We start from the raw sequence: 17,174 nt of genomic DNA, 5'->3' as shown, positions 1-17,174 counted from the left end.
CCCGGCCCCTTTTTCTGTCCGCCCGCCGGCGGGCCCTTTTTATGACCGCGGCCCATCCTGATCTGGCAGGATCGAATCGATCTTGCCGGAACCGGCATAGACCAGCAGACCGATCCATTCGCGCAGAGCCACGCTCATGATGGCCAGATTGCTGACCGGATTGACCAAATCAATCGACAGCCCCTCATTGCCCGCACCGCGATAGTCCACCGGCCACGGCACCACCGCCAGGCCCGCTGCCTCGAACAGCCCGACCGATCGCGGCATGTGAAAGGCCGAGGTGACCAGAACGACGGGTCCGCTTTCGGTCCCGAGCAGCTCGCGCGTCCGCGCCGCGTTCTCGTCGGTATTGCGCGATGCCTCTTCCAGCAGCAGCCGCTCCTGTCCAATGCCCATGGCCCGCAGCAGGCGCCCGGCAATGGCGGCCTCCGACTCTGCTTCGCCAGCAATGGCGCCCGACCCACCCGTCAGCAGCACGCGCGCCGTCGGATAAAGCTGCGCCAGGCGGAAAGTCTCGAGTACCCGATCGCCGGCGTCGTTGAGTTCTGAAATCCCGCGGGCGCTGCTCACCCGCCCGTCCGTGGCGCCGCCCAGCATGATTATAGTGGAAACCTGTTCGGGCATGACCGTGGGGCGGACAATCCGGTTCTCCAGCGGCGCGATCAGCACCAGGCCCAGGTTGGTATAGGCGCTCACCAGCAACACCGAGAGGCCTGTGCCACCGACCCACAGGCCCCAGCCTATGCGACGCCGCGCCACCAGCACCAGTCCGGCCAGCATCAGCAGGACACACAGACTGATCGGCTGCGCCACCAGCCAGAACAATTTTGACAGCAAAAAGAACATGGCTCATCACCCGCCGCAGCCTCCACAGGCGATACAATAGGCAAGAGCAACATGCCACGCCCATTTCCGCTTGCTATCTGCACCGCTTTTGCTTTTGTTGAGGGCGGTCAAGATTGTCAGCCTCAAAAAACGGCAGTCACCAGTCAGGAAGGCCTGCACGCGCAGGCATTGGGTGAGCATGGCGCAGACGAAGGCGGCGGCTGAGAACAAATTGCCGGTTGTGGCGATCCGCGATCTCCATAAATCGTTCGGCGCCCTCGATGTGCTCAAGGGGATTTCCTTTACCGCCCACGAGGGCGAAGTGGTCTCGCTGATCGGTTCGTCCGGCTCGGGCAAGTCCACCCTGCTGCGCTGCATCAACATGCTCGAAGTGCCCGATAGCGGCACGGTCAGCATCGATGGCGAAGAAATCCTGCTGCGCGGCACGGCGCCGCATCGCCAGATCGGCGACGAGCACCAGATCCGCCGCATTCGTTCCGAACTGGGCATGGTGTTCCAGAGCTTCAATCTCTGGGCCCATCTGACCATTCTCGAAAACGTCATGGAAGCGCCGCTGATCGTGCAGAAGCGCGCCCGCGAGGAAGTCGAGCAGGCCGCACGCGCCATGCTCGCCAAGGTGGGCATTGCCGAAAAGGCCGATGCCTATCCCGCCCAGCTCTCCGGCGGCCAGCAGCAGCGTGCCGCCATCGCCCGCGCCCTGTGCATCAATCCGCGCGTCATGCTGTTTGACGAACCCACCTCGGCGCTCGATCCCGAGCTCGAGGTCGAAGTGCTGCGTGTCATCAAGGTGCTGGCAGACGAGGGCCGGACCATGGTTCTGGTGACTCATGACATGGAGTTCGCTCGCTCGGTCTCCGACCGCGTGATCTTCCTGCACCAGGGCGCCATCGAAGAGCAGGGCACCCCCGACGAGGTCTTCGGCGCCACCAGGTCACCCCGACTCAAGCAATTTCTCAATGCCGCCAATCACCACGAGGCGACAAGGCCCGACACCGGGCTTCTGCAAGCGTAACAAACCAAGGAGTATCGTAATGAAGAAGCTCATTCTCGCCGCCGCAGCGCTGATCGCGCTGGGCACCACGGCCCAGGCTCAGGAAACCGTGCGCATCGCCACTGAAGGCGCCTATGCCCCCTGGAACTTCCTCGACGACAGCGGCAAGCCCGCCGGTTTCGAGATCGATCTGGCCGCCGCCATCTGTGCCCAGGCCGGTCTCACCTGCGAAGTCATCACCAATGACTGGGATTCCATCATTCCCAACCTGCTGGCCGGCAACTACGACGTGATCATGGCCGGCATGTCGATCACCGACGAGCGCCTCGAGACCATCGACTTCACCCAGAACTATTTCCCGCCCGATCCGTCGCTGTTCATCGCCGCTGCCGGCGCCGGCATTGACCCATCGGCCCTTGAAGGCAAGCGCGTCGGTGTCCAGGGCGGCACCATCCAGGCTGCCTATGCCGAAGAGAACCTTGGCGCCAACAATACCGTCGTTTCCTTCGGCACCGCCGATCAGGCCATGGCCGATCTGGGCGCCGGCAATCTCGACACCATCCTGGCTGATGGCGCCTATCTCGAGCCCGTGGTCGCCGCCTCCAATGGCGCCTTCGAATTCGTCGGCGAGGACGTCATGATCGGCAACGGCGTCGGTGCCGGCCTGCGCAAGGACGAGGCCGAGCTCAAGACCAAGTTCGACGACGCGCTGACCGCTCTCAAGCAGGACGGCACGGTCGACAAGCTGATCGCCCAGTGGTTCGACGGCCGCGGTCCCTACTTCGCTGAATAATGCGCTCCGTCGGGGTGGGTTCGCCCACCCCGGCATTTCCGAAAGCCCGCCTATGCCATCCCTCTTGCCCGCTTGGACCAGCCCATGAGCGACGACATCGCCTTCTGGCTGAGCTATCTCACCAATGGCAAGCACCTGACCTGGTATGCCAGTTTCCAGTTCACCATTTTCGCCGCCGTTGTCGGTGGCGCGCTGGCCGTCATCTTCGGCCTGGCCGGCGCCACCCTGAAGAATTCACGCTTCTTCCCCCTGCGCCTCATCGGCTCCACCTATTCCTCCATCGTGCGCGGCGTGCCCGACGTGCTGTTCTTCCTGTTCTTCCCGCTGGCCTTCGAGCAGGCGGTCGAATGGTTCATGGCCAGCCAGGTCTGTACCCCCGAGACCATTGCCGCCCAGTCGGCTGCCTGGCCCCCCTGCAAGGAAGCCAACTGGTTCCTGGGCACCCCGGAATATCTGCTGCTGGCCTCGGTCTCGCTGGGTCTGGTCTATGGCGCCTTCGCCACCAATGTCATTCATGGCGCCATGCGCGCCGTGCCCCAGGGCCAGCTGGAGGCCGCGCGTGCCTATGGCATGAGCGCCCGCCAGGTGCTGTGGCGCGTGCATATCCGCCAGATGTGGGTCTATGCCCTGCCCGGCCTTGCCAATGTCTGGATGCTGCTGGTCAAGGCAACTTCGCTGCTCTCGCTGCTGCAGATCGCCGATATCGTGCTCTGGGCCGATCGCCTCGGCGCCCCCAACTATCTCTCCGCCGTCGGCCTCGTCCACGATGACTGGCGCTGGCGCTATTACCTCGTGCTCTTCGTCTTCTACATCCTCGTCACGCTGCTCTCGGAAAAGGCCTTTGGCGCCCTGATGCAGCGTGCCGGTCGTGGCATTCTGAGCGAGGCCCGCTGATGGACATCTTCCTGCGCGAACTGGCGCTCTTCGCCCCGGCCATCGTCTTCAACATCTACTTTGCCGCAGCGTCGATCCCGCTCGGCTTCGTCATGGCCATCTTCCTGGCCCTGGGCAAGAATTCCGCCAATCCGCTGCTGTCCCGCCTCAGCCGCGGCTACATCTACGCCTTCCGCGGCTCCCCGCTGTTCATCCAGTTCTTCATGATCTATTCGCTGGCCCTCTCGTTCAACATCAGCCTGTGGAAGCCGCTCGACATCTCCTGGTTCGTGCTGCATCCGCTGTTCATCGGCCCGCTCGTGCTGGTGCTCAACACGGCCGCCTACACCGCCGATATCTTCTACGGCGCCCTGCGCGCCGTGCCGCGTGGCGAGATCGAGGCCGCCCGCGCCTATGGCATGAGCCGCACCCAGCAGTTCCGCCAGGTGGTCTGGCCCAACCTGATCCGCCTGGCCTGGCCCGCCTATACCAATGAAGTCGTGTTCCTGTTCCATGCCACGGCCATCGTCTATTTCGCCTTGCCCGTCATCGGCCAGCAAAAGGACGTCATGATCACCGCCAAGGAATTGTTCGAGCGCGACTACAATGCCTTCCTGCATTTCTCCGTCGCCGCGCTGTATTTCCTGGCGGTGTCGCTGGTGGTGTTCTTTCTCTGCGGCCTGGTCTATCGCCGGCTGATGCGCCACATGCCGGCGGCGCCGGGCATGCGCTTTGCCCCCAAATGGATGCGATAGGAACACCATGAAGATCATCGCCGATCTGTGCATTGTCCCCATGGGCGTGGGGCCCTCGGTTTCGGCCTATGTGCGCGAAATCCGCCGCATCATCGAGGCCTCGGGCCTGACCCATGTCATGCACGCCAATGGCACCAATATCGAAGGCGAGATGGCCGACGTCACCACCCTGGTCGAAGCCTGCTGCGCCCGGCTGACGGCAATGGGTGTCGAGCGGGTCTTCTGCACCATGGCCTTCTCCACCCGCACCGACAAACCCCAGAGCATGGCCGACAAGCTCGCCAGCCTCGACCAATAGAGATCAACCATGGCCTTTGAACTGCACCAGACCACGCTGCCCGGCGACAGCCCCGGCGCGACTAGCACGCTCTCCTGGTACACGGCCGGGCCCGAGACCGCACCCACCCGCGTGCACCTCCAGGCGGCGCTGCATGCCGACGAGCAGCCCGGCACCATGGCCCTGCATCATCTGCTGCCGCGCCTGCGCGACGCCGATGCAGCCGGCCAGCTCACCGCCCGCTTCACCATCTTCCCTTCGGTCAATCCGCTGGGCCTGGCCACCACGACACTGCGCCACCATATCGGCCGCTACGACCTGCAAACCGGGGTCAACTACAACCGCCGCTGGCCCGACCTCTACCCCCTGATCGCCCCCGTCCTGGCCGGCAGGCTCGGCTCTGATCCACGGGCCAACATCGCCACCATCCGCGCCGCCGTCATCGACTGGATCGACAGCCAGCAGCCCGGCTCGGCTATCCAGCATCTCCGCCTGCTGGTGCTCAGATCGGCCGCCGCATCCGACATCGTGCTCGACCTGCACTGCGATGATGACAGTCTCAAACACATCTTCACCTCCCCCGAGCTGATGCCCGGCCTGCAGGACCTGGCCGACTGGATGGGCGTGGCCGCCACGCTGACTGCAGAAGACAGCGGCGGCGGCTCCTTTGACGAAGTGCTGCCCGCACTGTTCCGCAAGGCGCAGCTGGCCAACCCTGGCCACCCCATCCCGCCGGCGGCCGAAACCGCCACGCTGGAATATCGCGGCCGGGCCGACAGTTTCGATCATCTAGGCCAGGAAGATGCGGCGGGGCTGTTCGGCTTTTTCGCCGGTCGTGGCCTTATCCAGGCCGAGCCTGGCGCCAGGCCCCGGCCGGCGCCCGGTCCAACCCCGTTCGAGGCCACCGAAGTGCTGCGCACCGATGCCCCCGGCCTTCTGGCCTATCATGTCCAGCTGGGCGAGCGCGTCAGCAAGGGCCAGCCCATCGCCGACCTCATTGCCATGGATGGCCCGGAGGCCTTCATGGCCCGCCACCCCATACTGGCTGGAACCGATGGTTTCGTACTGTCCCGGGTCAGCGGCAAATATGTCCGGCGCGGCGCCAGCATCGCCAAGCTTGTCGGCACGGCCATCCTGCCCGGCCGCGCCGGCGCCTATCTGCTGGAAGACTAGTCTAGCTGGCGATCGCCGCCAGCTGCTGCTCGACCTCGGCCTTGAGCGCCACGGCACGGTCCGCAAAGCGGATCATCAGGTACTGCGCCAGGGCGGGCGGATCCAGCGGCCGCCCGAAATAATAGCCCTGCAACTGGTGACAGGCGATGGCGGCCAAAAAGTCCGCCTGTTCCCGGGTCTCGACCCCTTCGGCAGTGATCTTGAGCTTCAGCGTTCGCCCCAGCGAGGCGATGGCCCTGAGCGTTTCGCGCGCTACCTCATCCTCGCCCGAGGCATGCACGAATGAACGATCGATCTTGATCCGGTCAAAGGGAAACTTCAGCAGGTAGCTCAGGCTGGAATAGCCCGTGCCGAAATCGTCCATGGCGATCGTCACCCCCAGCTGGCGCAGTTCGGCCAACCGCGGCACCACTTCTTCGGGGTTCTCCATCAGCAGGTTCTCGGTGATTTCGAGTTCCAGCCGGTGCGGCGCCAGGCCCGACATGGCCAGTGCCTTCTGCACGACCAGCGCGATGTCGGAGAGCCGGAAATGCTTGGCCGAAAGGTTGACCGCCACAGTCAGGTGCTCCGGCCAGCTGGCTGCCGTCATGCAGGCCTGCTCGATCGTCCAGTCGCCAATATCGGCAATCAGGCTCGACAGTTCGGCGACGGGAATGAAAATGGCAGGGGGGACCAGTCCACGACCGGGATGGTTCCAGCGGATCAGGGCCTCGAAGCCGACCGGCCGCTCATCTTCGGTGGCGACCACCGGCTGATAGTGCAGCGCCAGCTGCCCTTTGGCCACGGCATCGCGCAGTTCCACTTCCAGCAGGCGTCGCTCGCGTGCCTCGCTGTCCATCTGGCTCTCAAAGAAGCGATAGGTACTGCGCCCGTCCGCCTTGGCGCGGTACAAGGCCAGATCGGCATTTCGCAGGATTTCGTCGGGCTGCGTGCCATTGAGCGGCGCCATTGCCACCCCGATGCTCACCGCGATATTCACCAGGTGGCCATCTATGGTGTAGGGGCGCCTGATATCGGCGATGAGGGTCTCGGCCAGCCGGCCGACACTGTCGGCGTCGCCGGTATTGGGCAGCAGGATGGCGAACTCATCGCCGCCCAGCCGGGCGGCCAGGTCAGGCTCGCGCACCCGCTCGCTAATGCGCTGCGCCACCTGCACCAGCAGGCGATCCCCCGCCATATGTCCACGGCTGTCATTGACTGTCTTGAATTGGTCGAGGTCCAGAAACATCATGGCGAACGGTGTGCCATAGCGCTCCAGTCTCGCCACACAGCTATTGAGCTGTTCGGTGAACTTGTTTCGGTTCAGCAGCCCAGTCATTGAGTCATGATGGGCCAGCGTGGTAATGCGGCGCTCGGCCAGCTTGCGCTGGGTAATATCTGAACCCGTACCGATATAGCCCAGATAGCGGCCGACATCGTCGAAGGCCGGCTTGCCGGTCAGGCTCCACCAGCAGTCCACGCCGGCCGCCGACACGCGCAGCTCGACATCCTGAAAGGTGTTGCGCGCTGCAATGTCGCTTTCCAGATGCGCCATCAGCGGGTCATCGGCGGGCGTGACGCATTGCATGAAATGCACGAAATCAGCACCAACCAGGTCATCCTCGCTCAGTCCCGTCGCAGCGGTGAAACCGCGGGAAATGCGGTTGATCGACCCGTCCGCGTCAGAACCCCAGATCCAGTCGGACGTGCTGTGCTCGAACTCGCCCAGCAGCAGTTCGATGATCTCTCCCCGCTCTTCGAGCAGCATTTCCGAAGCCCGATGCGCTACAAAGGCGGCTGCATGCTTGAAGGTGATTCCCACCATGACCGAGGTGAACGCCATCAGCAGCACGATTTCCACCCACAGGTTGGACGTTGAGCCCGGCGCGATGGCCGTGCCCAGCACGCCTGCGATCAGCGGAATCGTGAAGGCGGCCAGTGCCTGAGGGTAATGCACCAGCGCCATCATAGAGATGCACAGCAGCCCCCCCGCGCAGATCGTGGCCGCGCCCCGCATGGTGGCATTCAGCTCGAGCGGCAACAGGTTGAAAACCACGCTCCACAGCAATCCGAGCAGCAGCGCATAGATGACCGTGCGACCGACGGCTTTTGGGGCTCTGGGGTCGCTCTCGCGCCGGGCATTCCGCCAGGCCAGATAGGTGGCGTGCAGCTGCAGCGCATTGATGACCCCGATGGTCACCGCCAGCGGCCAGAATCGCGCATTGCCCCAGGACATCACCAGCAGCACGACCGATACCACCACCATAGCCGCCAGCAGGGCAGGCATCATCTGGCGCACCGAACCCAATTGCTGGCGCAACAGCTTCCGCCGCACGGCCGGCGACAGTCCGTCGGCCCCGATGGCGCGGTCGACGAAGCCGTTGATCGACGAAAGCAGGCCGACTTTTGTGCTGTTGCTCATGCGGGCACAATGGTCGGCAGCGCTTAATTTTGCGTTTTCTCCGGCCTTGCTTTGCAAGGCAATCTCGCCTCGGTTACCAATCATTAAGGTAAAGTTTGAGTAAGTTGGGCTCTCCCGCGATAATGTCCGCCAGGGACGTCGATTTTCGAGCCGCTCCCGTAGCTTCGTTGTAAAGACGGAAGACGTCCAGCCTTGGAGAGCTTCAATGAGTGCACCCTACAAGCCCGTTCCCGAGGCCGCCCTGGCCGGGAGTCTACGTGATTTCCGTTCCCCTGCCGGTGCCGATCTGACGGCCCGGGTTGCCGACTTCTACACCTGGCAGAATTTGCGCCGGGAACACGATCTGTGGCCCTATGCCCGCTCCACCTCAAGCGCCCCGACGGCCCGCTGCGAAGCCAGGAGCGATTCCGGCGACGCCTTTTCGGGCATCAACTTTGCCAGCCAGGATTATCTGAGCCTGTCGTCCCATCCCGCCATCAAGCAGGCCGCCATCGACGCGATCAACAAATATGGCGTGCACAGCGCCGGCTCCGCTGCCCTGCTCGGCAATACCGCCAACTCGCTGCTGCTCGAAGAGAGCCTGTCGTCTTTCTTGGGTGGCCGTCAGATCGTGCTCTACCCCACCGGCTGGGCTGCCGGCTATGGCTCGGTCCAGGGCTTCGTCCGCGCCAGTGACCACGTGGTTATGGACATCCTGGCCCATTCCTGTCTGCAGGAGGGTGCCAAGGCCGCCACGCAGCACATCCACTATCACGGCCATCTCAACCTGGACGCCATGACGCGCAAGCTGGAGCGCATTCGAGCCGATGATCCGGACAATGGCATTCTGGTCGTGACCGAGAGCCTGTTCTCCATGCACTCCGATACGCCCGACCTGGCGGCCATGCGGGCCCTGTGCGACCAGTTCAACGCCACCCTGCTGGTTGATTGCGCCCATGATCTGGGCTCGGTCGGCGACGATGGCCTGGGGCATCTGGGCCTGCAGAACGCCCTCGATCACGCCGACATCATCATCGGCAGCTTCTCCAAGACCTTCGCCTCCAATGGCGGCTTCATCGCCGTCAAGACCAGGGCGGCGGCGGAGTACCTCAAATATTACAGCGCCACCCACACCTTCTCCAACGCCCTCTCGCCGGTACAGGCGGCCACGGTGCTGACGGCCCTGTCGATTGTGCGCTCCGAGGAAGGTCGCGCGCTGCGGCGCAAGCTGATGGACAACATCCTCTATTTGCGAGCCCAGCTGACCAGCGCGGGTCTGGAGACGCTGGGCGACCCCTCCCCCATCGTGCCTGTCCGGCTTGGCCTGGAAGGCGTTGGTCGCTATGCCTCCCGCCACCTGATGGCGCTGGGCGGCATTGCCAATCTCGTGGAGTACCCTGCCGTACCGCAGGGCGGGGCCCGTTTCCGCTTCCAGGTGATGGCCTCTCATACCCATGAGGATATCGATCAGGTCGTCCAGATCCTGGCCAAGGCCATGCGCGATGCCGACCTCGAATATCGCCTCGGTCACGAAGGGGCGCAGGACCCGGCTCGCCCGATCTCTGCCGCCACTCCTGAAGTCGTCTGACCTGAGCAGGCGGCCGCCCTTCTCCTGTTGCGGTGCGCTAAATCTGGGCCAGGGCAGCAGCGGGCATCTTGGGACCCAGCACGGCCGCCATCTTGCCCAGCAGGCGCGGCAGGTCCACCGGCTTGGTATCAAAGTCGATGCAGCCTGCCGCCAGCGCCTTGGCACGATCGGATTCAAAGGCGCTGGCCGTCAGGGCAATGATGGGCAGCGCCGCCGTCTCGGGATCCGACCGGATTCGGCGCGTCGCCTCGCACCCATCCATCTCGCCCAGCCCGATATCCATCAGGATGACGTCCGGCATCAGCGACCTGGCCGCCGCAATGCCGCTGGGCCCGTCTTCGGCAAACCGGATCGAGAACCCTCTGCGCTCCAGCCGGCGTCCCAGCACATCGCGGTTGATCGGGTTGTCTTCAACAATCAGGACCAGGGCCATTATCTATCCAATCTGAACATTGGCGGCCTTGCGCTGCCCGCGCACCGACTTGAGCGCCGCCAGCGCCGCCTTTACCTTTGACGCATCGAGCGGCTTCATTACGATGCCGTCGGCCCCGGCCGCCAACGCCTTGCTGCGCTCGGCCAGGATTGAAATCATGAAGACCGGAATATCGGCGGTGATCGGATCGGCCCGCAGGGCCGCCAACACGTCCCAGCCATCGAAGCCGGGCATCAGGATATCGAGGAAAATCGCCGCCGGCTTGACCGTTCGCGCGATCTGCAGCGCTGACTGGGGCGCATCCGAACAGATCGGCGTGTAGTTCTCGCGGATCAGCAGGCGCTCGGCCAGCTCGAGGAAATTGCGGTCGTCATCGACCACCAGCAGCCGCTCGCGCTTGTTGTGGTCCAGCAGATGCCCGCTAAGCCCGGCATAGCCCTCCCTGTGCTGCTGACCCTCCTCGGACTCGCTGGCGAAATCGGCTTCATCCCGCCCGCGCGATACCCCAAACAGCGCCTGCTCCGGCGGCTGGGCAGCCTTTTCGATTTGGGCCGGCAGGCGGATGGTGAAGCGGCTGCCCTTGCCGATCTCGCTCTCGACCTCGATTTCCCCGCCCATCAAGCGGCACAGATTCTGGCTCAGCGCCAGGCCAAGCCCGGTGCCGCCATAGACGGCCGTGATCTTGGCACTGGCCTGGGTGAAGTTGGAAAACAGCGCCTGCTGCTGCTCCCGCGAAATGCCGATGCCGGTGTCCACCACGGCAATTTCCAGCCACCCCTCGTCCCGGCTGACGGCCAGCGTGATCGTGCCGTTCTGGGTAAACTTGGCCGCGTTCGACAACAGGTTGAACACCGTCTGGCGCACCTTTGTCGCATCGGCCCGCATCGTGCCGAGATTAGGCCCGCGCTCGACCACGAAATTGTTGGTGTTCTTGGCGGCCAGGGGACGTGCCGTCGACTCGACATCGTCGATCAGCCGATCCAGGTCGACAGTCTCGATATGCAGGGCCATCTTTCCTGCCTCGATCTTGGAAATGTCGAGAATATCGTTGACCATGGCCAGCAGGTGTTTGCCCGCCGCGCTGATCTTCTGCAGATCCGCGATCTGCTCGCCCCGCCCATCCAGCTCGGCATCTTCGAGCAGGATTTCCGAATAGCCCAGCACCGCGTTGAGCGGCGTCCGCAACTCGTGGCTCATCTTGGCCAAGAAGTCGGACTTGGCCCCATTGGCCCGCTCGGCATCGTCCTTGGCGCTGGTCAGCGCCTTGAGCGTATACTGGTGCCTATCGATTTCCTTGATCAGCTCGGACTGGCTGTCCACCACGCTCGAGTAATAAGCCGCCATCATGAACACATAAATATTGGCGCCCAGCGCCGACAGCACGCCCGCCAGGGCCATGTCGGCTACGGGAATATATTGCGGGAAATCGCCGTAGAGATAGATGCCATACATCAGCGCCAGGCCCAGCGTGATCTGGGCCAGCACGAAGATGCGCGCGGTCCAGGCCGCGCCCAGATACATGAAGGCCAGCAGCGGCGTCAGCACGAACCACACCAGGAACGGCGAACTGGTGCCCCCATAATTGTAGGTACCCCACAGGATACAGAACGTCAGGTTCAGCACCGAAGCCATGGCCAGGGGCGTATAAAAGCGCCCGAACAGCTTCACCAGCGCCAGAAACGGCCAGAAACCATAGATCGAAGCGGCCAGGATCGCCACATGCGGCCAGGGATGGGGGTCGGCAAACCACAGGAACAGCGGGATGGGTGAGGCAATGATCGGCCCGAAGATATGGCTGATGATGAACATCTGCACGCGCTTGCGCGTGTGCAGGTCATGCGCCATGTGCGGCGGAATGAACCAGTCCACCACCCTCTGGAATGCCGTCAGTGTAATCACGTTGCGCCTCGCCGAAGATGCTCCCAGACTGCGCGCAACCCTTTGAGAAGTCGTAAACTATTGCCCGGATCCTCGAACGATCCGGGCAAATTGGTGCCGGTGTCAGCGCTGCTGGTGCGCCAGAGCCGTCATCACACCGCGCAATTCGGCCAATCCCTTCATCCGCCCGATCGTCGGATAGCCCGGCTGGGACCGCCGTCCGAGGTCGTCCAGAATGTCCTGGCCATGGTCGGGACGCATGGGAATGGAGTGATCAGGACGGCCGGCGGCGCGGCGCCTGCTTTCCTCCCGCAATACTGCTGCGATCAGCGCCACCATGTCGGTATCCCCCGCCAGGTGCTCGGCCTCGTAGAACGAGCCGACAATGTCGTCATTGTCGCGCTTGACGTTGCGCAGGTGCAGGAAATGCACCTTGTCGCCCAGCCGCTCCATCATGCCGGGCAGGTCATTGTCCGGCCGCGCGCCGAGCGAACCCGAACACAGCGTCATGCCGTTGGCCGGGCTGTCGACCGCATCCAGGATGTAATTGTAGTCGGCCTCGGTCGACATCACCCGCGGCAGGCCCAGCAGCGCGAACGGCGGATCGTCCGGATGGCAGCAGAAGCGCAGCCCCAGATCCTCGGCCAGCGGAATGACTTCCGCGAGGAAATCGACGAAATTGGCCTGCAGCCGCTCGCGGCTGATCCCGGCATATTCGGCCAGATGCGCCCGCACATCGTCGAGCGACATGGATTCGGTAGATCCCGGCAGCCCCATGGTCACATTGCGCGCCAGCTGCTTCTTGCCATCCTCGTCCAGCGCCGCCGCGCGGCGGCCCGCCTCGTCGGCAATGGCGTTGGAATAGTCGGCGCCGGCCCCGTCGCGCTGCAGGATATGGATGTCGAAGGCGGCGAAATCATTGATGTCGAACCGCATGCACGAGCCGCCATTGGGCACGCCCCAGCGCAGGTCGGTGCGCGTCCAGTCCAGCACCGGCATGAAGTTGTAGCAGATCACCTCCATGCCGCTGTTCGCCAGGTTCTGCATCGAAATCTTGTAATTGGCGATGTGCTCGCGCCAGTCGTTCTTCTGCTTCTTGATATCTTCCGACACCGGCAGGCTCTCGACCACGTCCCAGGTCAGTCCCGAGGGTGAACCATCCTTGCGCGTGGCGATCTCGGAATGACGCCTGGCGATCTCCTCTGGTGTCCAGACCACCCCATTGGGCACGTGATGCAGCGCACTAACCACGCCTTCGGCGCCCACCTGGGTAATGTCGTCGATGCTGCACAGGTCCTTGGGTCCGAACCACCGCCACGTCTGTCGCAAGATATCGCTCCGTTCTTGTATGGTAGTGCCTTGCCACATGCGGACGCGGCAGAGAAGTCTATTTGTTGGCTAATGCCAGCAGCGTGTCTACATGGCAGGGCGTTCCGGCCCGGCACCAGCAGGCCAGGTTCTTGCCCCCCAGCGCCGCCTTGATCGCTGATTGATTTGGTGGCGGCCTGTCGCCCGGTAGGTCTCCCGCCAGCCAGCGTGCATGGCGCGACACCGCCTCGGCCTGGGCCGCGTCGTGATCGAGCCCGGTTTCGGCCACCACACCGGCAATGCTGAAGGGATTGCCCCAAGGGCCCGGCCGGGCCACCGACTGCGCCGGCAGGCCGTTGAGCGCCTGCGACACGGCCTGCAGGTCAAACCCCGCCTTGCGCGACAGCACGATGCGCTGCGGCCTCATCGCAGATCCTTGTCATAGACAAAGCGCGGCATCTCCCATTTGAACACGATGGCGGCCACCCGCAGCCCGAACCCCACCGCCATCGACCCGATAATCACCAGTTCCTGCGGCCAGCCCAGCGTCAGCCCGCCAAAATAGAGGATCCCGGTTACCGCCGACACCGTGGCATAGAGCTCGCCGCTGAACACCAGCGGGATGTCATTGCACAGCACGTCGCGCAGGATGCCGCCGACAATGCCCGTCAGCATGCCCGCCACGATGACGATGACCGGGTGCTGTCCCATTTCGATGGCCACATTGCAGCCGATGATCGAAAACACCACCAGCCCCAGCGCATCGAGCAGCAGGAAGGGCCAGCGCAATCGGTGCACCACCCGGGCAATCACGATGGTGAACAGCGCCGCGCCACAGGCCAGCAGCAGCAGCCACGGATTGGCCACCCAGGTCAGCGGATAATGCCCCAGAATGATATCGCGCGCCGAGCCCCCGCCCAAAGCCGTCACGCAGGCCAGCACGCAGACTCCGAACCAGTCCATCCGTCGGCGCCCCGCCGCCAGCGCGGCCGTCATCGCCTCGACCGTGATGGCGATGTAAAAGATGACAATCAGCATGCCATTCCTTCCCGTTAAAACCGGGTTGCGGTCCACCGCAACGGCGCCCACCATGCCCTGCTCCAGCGCCGGAGCCCAGCATGCGTAAGCCTCAAAGTGTAAAAGCTCTCGAAGACCTCGGCCGTGTTCGCCTCTCGCCCAGCTTCTTTATGCGCGATTTCCTCTATTCCGAGATCGCCGCCCTTCATGGCCTGCCCAATATCCCCGACGATCCCGACCTCGCCATCGCCGCCGGCACCGCGCTCTGTCAAAACCTGCTGGAGCCGCTGCAGGCGCACTTTGGTCGGATTTCCATCCGCTCGGCCTTCCGCTCCTGCGCCGTCAACCAGTTCGGCAATATCCACAAGCTCAACTGCGCCAGCAACGAAGCCAACTATGCCGGCCACATCTGGGACCGCCGCGATGCCGAGGGCCGCATGGGCGCCACGGCCTGCATCGTCGTCAACGCCTTCGTGCCCTATTACGAGCGCACCGATGACTGGGAAGCCATGGCCTGGTGGGTCCACGATGCCCTGCCCTATTCGGAAATGGAGTTCTTCCCTCGCCTCGCCGCCTTCAACCTGACCTGGTCCGAAAGCCCCAAACGCCGCATCTCCAGCTATATTCCACCGCGCCGCGGCCTGCTGACCGCGCCTGGCAGGGAGAACACCACCGGTCGCCACGAACCCGCCTACGCCGCAATGCTGGCGGAGATCGGCTAGGCGCTGCCCCCTTTCCTCCCCCGCCTGCGGGGGAGGGGGACCGCCGTCAGGCGGTGGAGGGGGAGCCGCTTGCGCAAGGCCTCGGACAACCCCTGCGCGTGTGGCGCCCCTCTCCACCACGCTCCGCGTGGTCCTCCTCTCCCGTGAACGGGAGAGGAACCACCTGACCCGGCAATCTGCTACAAAAAGTCCGCCCGCAGCGGCGTGAACACATCGATCAGCCGCCCCTTTTCCAGCGCCAGCACGCCATGCACCAGGCCCGAGGGTACGATAAAGCTGCCGCCGGTCCCCACGGTCTCGGTCACCCCGCCAATGGTCACCTCGAAGCTTCCCTCGACCACATAGCTCACCTGGACATGCGGATGGCTGTGCAGCGCGCCGACGGCACCCTTGTCGAAGCCGAATTCCACCTGCATCAGTTCGGGCGTGTGGATCAGCACCCGCCGTGTATTGCCGGGCGCCAGCACCGTGACGTCGCCGTCATTAGCCTGCGCAAAGAGTTTCTGTTCGCTCATCAAATCACCTCGCCAGCCAGCCGCCATCCACCGGGATGACCGCGCCATGCATGTAGTTTGAGGCGCGCGACAGCAGGAACACCGCCGCATCGCCAATGTCGGAAGGCACGCCCCAGCGACCCGCCGGAATGCGCCCAAGAATGGAGGCCGAGCGGTCCGGATCGGCCCGCAGCGCCTCGGTATTGTTGGTTTCGATGTAGCCGGGAGCTATCGAGTTGACGTTGATCCCCCTGGCTGCCCACTCATTGGCCAAAACCCTTGTGATCCCCAGCACGCCGCTCTTGGACGCGGTGTAACTGGCAACCCTGATGCCGCCCTGAAAACTCAGCATCGAGGAAATGTTGACAACTCTCGCAGGCCGCCCCGCCGCCAGCGCCTTCCTGCCCATGGCCTGGCACAGGAAGAACATCGACTTGAGGTTGATGTCCATCACCGCATCCCAATCGGCCTCGGTGAAGTCCACCGCATCGGCGCGCTTGATGATGCCGGCATTGTTGACGAGCCCATCAATCGGGCCATGCTGCTCCCAGGCCGAGTCGAACATGGCCTGCGCCGCGGCGGTCGAGCCCAGATCGGCCTTGATCGCCACGAACGATGCGCCGATCTCGGCCATCAGCCCCGCCGTCTCCTCCATGCCCGAGCGTCCGACGCCGATCACCCTGCCCCCGGCCCGGCCGATCGAGAGGGCGATGCCCTGCCCGATGCCGGTATTGGCGCCGGTCACCAGCACCGTCTTGCCCTCGAGGCTGAACGCCGACAGATCGCTCACAGCAATTCGTCCATGCCGATCTTTTCGACATCGGTATAGTCGACATTGTCGCCCGCCATCGCCCAGATGAACGTATAGGACCCCGTGCCGGCGCCGGCATGGATCGACCAGGGCGGCGAGATCACGGCCTGTTCGTTGCGCACGATCAAATGGCGGGTTTCGTCGGGCTCACCCATCAGGTGCACCACGAGGGCTGCCGGATCGAGCTCGAAATAGAGATAGGCTTCCATGCGCCGGTCATGCACATGGGCCGGCATGGTGTTCCACACCGAGCCGGGCGCAAAGCTGGTCAGCCCCACCACCAGTTGGCAGGTCTGGACGCTGTCGGCATTGACGAACTGGAAGATGCTCCGCTCGTTGGCCGCCTCCTGGCTACCCAGGTCGAGCCTCTTGGCGTCCCCCTGGCGGATCAGCTTGGTCGGATGGCTGGCATGGGCTGGCGCGCTCAGCAGGTAAAACTTGGCCGGCGTGCCGGCGTCGGCTGAGGCGAACGTCACCGCGACATTGCCCATGCCGACATAGAGCATGTCCTTGCTACCCACATCATGGGCGACACCATCCACCGTGATCGTGCCCGGCCCGCCGATATTGGCCGCGATCAGTTCGCGCCGGTCGAGAAAATTGGCTGTCCCGGTCGGCTTGATCGCCTCGAGCACCAGCGGCTTGGCGCCCGGCATCGCCCCGCCCACCGCCATGCGGTCATAATGGGTATAGGTCCAGTTCACCCCGCCCAGGGTGAACAGTTCCTCGATCAGGAAATGCTCGCGCAGCTCGGCCGTATTCATCGTGCTCGCGCTCACCGGATCAATGGCGAAACGGATGTCGAAATCGGTGCTCATGCTTGGTCCTGCTTCCT

General features: G+C 63.9%; 18 protein-coding genes. 8 read left to right on the top strand and 10 right to left on the bottom strand.

The window, feature by feature from the left end; all coding sequences use genetic code 11:
• Nucleotides 1-39: 39 nt before the first annotated feature.
• Nucleotides 40-846, bottom strand: coding sequence for a YdcF family protein (locus AC4NN3_RS15315; protein ID WP_491927957.1), 807 nt, complete (start codon nucleotides 844-846; stop codon nucleotides 40-42).
• Between the two features lie 178 nt (nucleotides 847-1,024).
• Between AC4NN3_RS15315 and AC4NN3_RS15310 the strand changes: the two genes are divergently transcribed.
• From AC4NN3_RS15310 to AC4NN3_RS15285, 6 genes are all read left to right on the top strand, one after another.
• Entirely contained in the window at nucleotides 1,025-1,858 is an 834-nt protein-coding gene (locus AC4NN3_RS15310; RefSeq protein WP_491927956.1) for an ABC transporter ATP-binding protein, read from the top strand.
• A 19-nt stretch (nucleotides 1,859-1,877) separates the two neighbouring features.
• Nucleotides 1,878-2,630, top strand: coding sequence for a transporter substrate-binding domain-containing protein (locus AC4NN3_RS15305; RefSeq protein WP_491927955.1), 753 nt, complete (start codon nucleotides 1,878-1,880; stop codon nucleotides 2,628-2,630).
• An 84-nt stretch (nucleotides 2,631-2,714) separates the two neighbouring features.
• Nucleotides 2,715-3,524, top strand: coding sequence for an ABC transporter permease subunit (locus AC4NN3_RS15300; RefSeq protein ID WP_491927954.1), 810 nt, complete (start codon nucleotides 2,715-2,717; stop codon nucleotides 3,522-3,524).
• Entirely contained in the window at nucleotides 3,524-4,258 is a 735-nt protein-coding gene (locus AC4NN3_RS15295) for an ABC transporter permease (RefSeq protein ID WP_491927953.1), read from the top strand. Before AC4NN3_RS15300 ends, AC4NN3_RS15295 begins: the two co-directional genes overlap by 1 nt.
• Nucleotides 4,259-4,265: 7 nt before the next feature.
• Nucleotides 4,266-4,556: an MTH1187 family thiamine-binding protein gene (locus tag AC4NN3_RS15290; RefSeq protein WP_491927952.1), complete on the top strand. Its 291-nt coding sequence runs from the start codon at nucleotides 4,266-4,268 to the stop codon at nucleotides 4,554-4,556.
• A gap of 9 nt (nucleotides 4,557-4,565) precedes the next feature.
• Entirely contained in the window at nucleotides 4,566-5,708 is a 1,143-nt protein-coding gene (locus tag AC4NN3_RS15285; protein ID WP_491927951.1) for a succinylglutamate desuccinylase/aspartoacylase family protein, read from the top strand.
• Between the two features lies 1 nt (nucleotide 5,709).
• Here AC4NN3_RS15285 and AC4NN3_RS15280 read toward each other — a convergent pair whose 3' ends face one another.
• Nucleotides 5,710-8,109: a putative bifunctional diguanylate cyclase/phosphodiesterase gene (locus tag AC4NN3_RS15280; RefSeq protein WP_491927950.1), complete on the bottom strand. Its 2,400-nt coding sequence runs from the start codon at nucleotides 8,107-8,109 to the stop codon at nucleotides 5,710-5,712.
• Between the two features lie 205 nt (nucleotides 8,110-8,314).
• Between AC4NN3_RS15280 and AC4NN3_RS15275 the strand changes: the two genes are divergently transcribed.
• Entirely contained in the window at nucleotides 8,315-9,676 is a 1,362-nt protein-coding gene (locus AC4NN3_RS15275; protein ID WP_491927949.1) for an aminotransferase class I/II-fold pyridoxal phosphate-dependent enzyme, read from the top strand.
• Between the two features lie 37 nt (nucleotides 9,677-9,713).
• Here AC4NN3_RS15275 and AC4NN3_RS15270 read toward each other — a convergent pair whose 3' ends face one another.
• The 5 genes from AC4NN3_RS15270 to AC4NN3_RS15250 form a co-directional block, all read right to left on the bottom strand.
• Nucleotides 9,714-10,109, bottom strand: a complete 396-nt coding sequence (locus tag AC4NN3_RS15270; RefSeq protein ID WP_491927948.1) for a response regulator — start codon at nucleotides 10,107-10,109, stop codon at nucleotides 9,714-9,716.
• A gap of 3 nt (nucleotides 10,110-10,112) precedes the next feature.
• The gene (locus AC4NN3_RS15265) at nucleotides 10,113-12,008 is read right to left on the bottom strand and encodes an ATP-binding response regulator (RefSeq protein ID WP_491927947.1); all 1,896 of its coding nucleotides are present in this window, start codon (nucleotides 12,006-12,008) and stop codon (nucleotides 10,113-10,115) included.
• 102 nt (nucleotides 12,009-12,110) lie between these two features.
• A complete protein-coding gene (uxuA, locus tag AC4NN3_RS15260; protein ID WP_491927946.1) occupies nucleotides 12,111-13,316 on the bottom strand; it encodes a mannonate dehydratase in 1,206 nt (401 codons plus the stop codon).
• Between the two features lie 58 nt (nucleotides 13,317-13,374).
• Nucleotides 13,375-13,722 carry a DUF4326 domain-containing protein gene (locus AC4NN3_RS15255; protein WP_491927945.1) on the bottom strand — a complete coding sequence of 116 codons (348 nt, stop codon included), beginning with the start codon at nucleotides 13,720-13,722 and terminating at the stop codon, nucleotides 13,375-13,377.
• Complete coding sequence (locus tag AC4NN3_RS15250; protein ID WP_491927944.1) at nucleotides 13,719-14,333, bottom strand: trimeric intracellular cation channel family protein; 615 nt, start codon at nucleotides 14,331-14,333, stop codon at nucleotides 13,719-13,721. Before AC4NN3_RS15250 ends, AC4NN3_RS15255 begins: the two co-directional genes overlap by 4 nt.
• Before the next feature lie 80 nt (nucleotides 14,334-14,413).
• On the opposite strand from AC4NN3_RS15250, the gene AC4NN3_RS15245 reads away from it, so the two are divergent.
• Nucleotides 14,414-15,034 (top strand): hypothetical protein, encoded by a 621-nt coding sequence (locus AC4NN3_RS15245; RefSeq protein WP_491927943.1) that lies wholly within the window; start codon nucleotides 14,414-14,416, stop codon nucleotides 15,032-15,034.
• 179 nt (nucleotides 15,035-15,213) lie between these two features.
• On the opposite strand, the gene AC4NN3_RS15240 is transcribed toward AC4NN3_RS15245, so the two are convergent.
• Genes AC4NN3_RS15240 through kduI form a run of 3 tightly spaced genes read right to left on the bottom strand, consistent with a single transcriptional unit; the run spans nucleotide 15,214 to nucleotide 17,157 of the window.
• Nucleotides 15,214-15,549: a cupin domain-containing protein gene (locus AC4NN3_RS15240; protein WP_491927942.1), complete on the bottom strand. Its 336-nt coding sequence runs from the start codon at nucleotides 15,547-15,549 to the stop codon at nucleotides 15,214-15,216.
• 4 nt (nucleotides 15,550-15,553) lie between these two features.
• Entirely contained in the window at nucleotides 15,554-16,318 is a 765-nt protein-coding gene (kduD, locus tag AC4NN3_RS15235; RefSeq protein ID WP_491927941.1) for a 2-dehydro-3-deoxy-D-gluconate 5-dehydrogenase KduD, read from the bottom strand.
• Complete coding sequence (gene kduI / locus AC4NN3_RS15230) at nucleotides 16,315-17,157, bottom strand: 5-dehydro-4-deoxy-D-glucuronate isomerase (protein WP_491927940.1); 843 nt, start codon at nucleotides 17,155-17,157, stop codon at nucleotides 16,315-16,317. Before kduI ends, kduD begins: the two co-directional genes overlap by 4 nt.
• Nucleotides 17,158-17,174 lie beyond the last annotated feature (17 nt).

The sequence above is a fragment of the Devosia sp. MDV22-iso42 genome (assembly GCF_058629155.1).
This window is presented reverse-complemented; position numbering and strand designations above follow the sequence as displayed.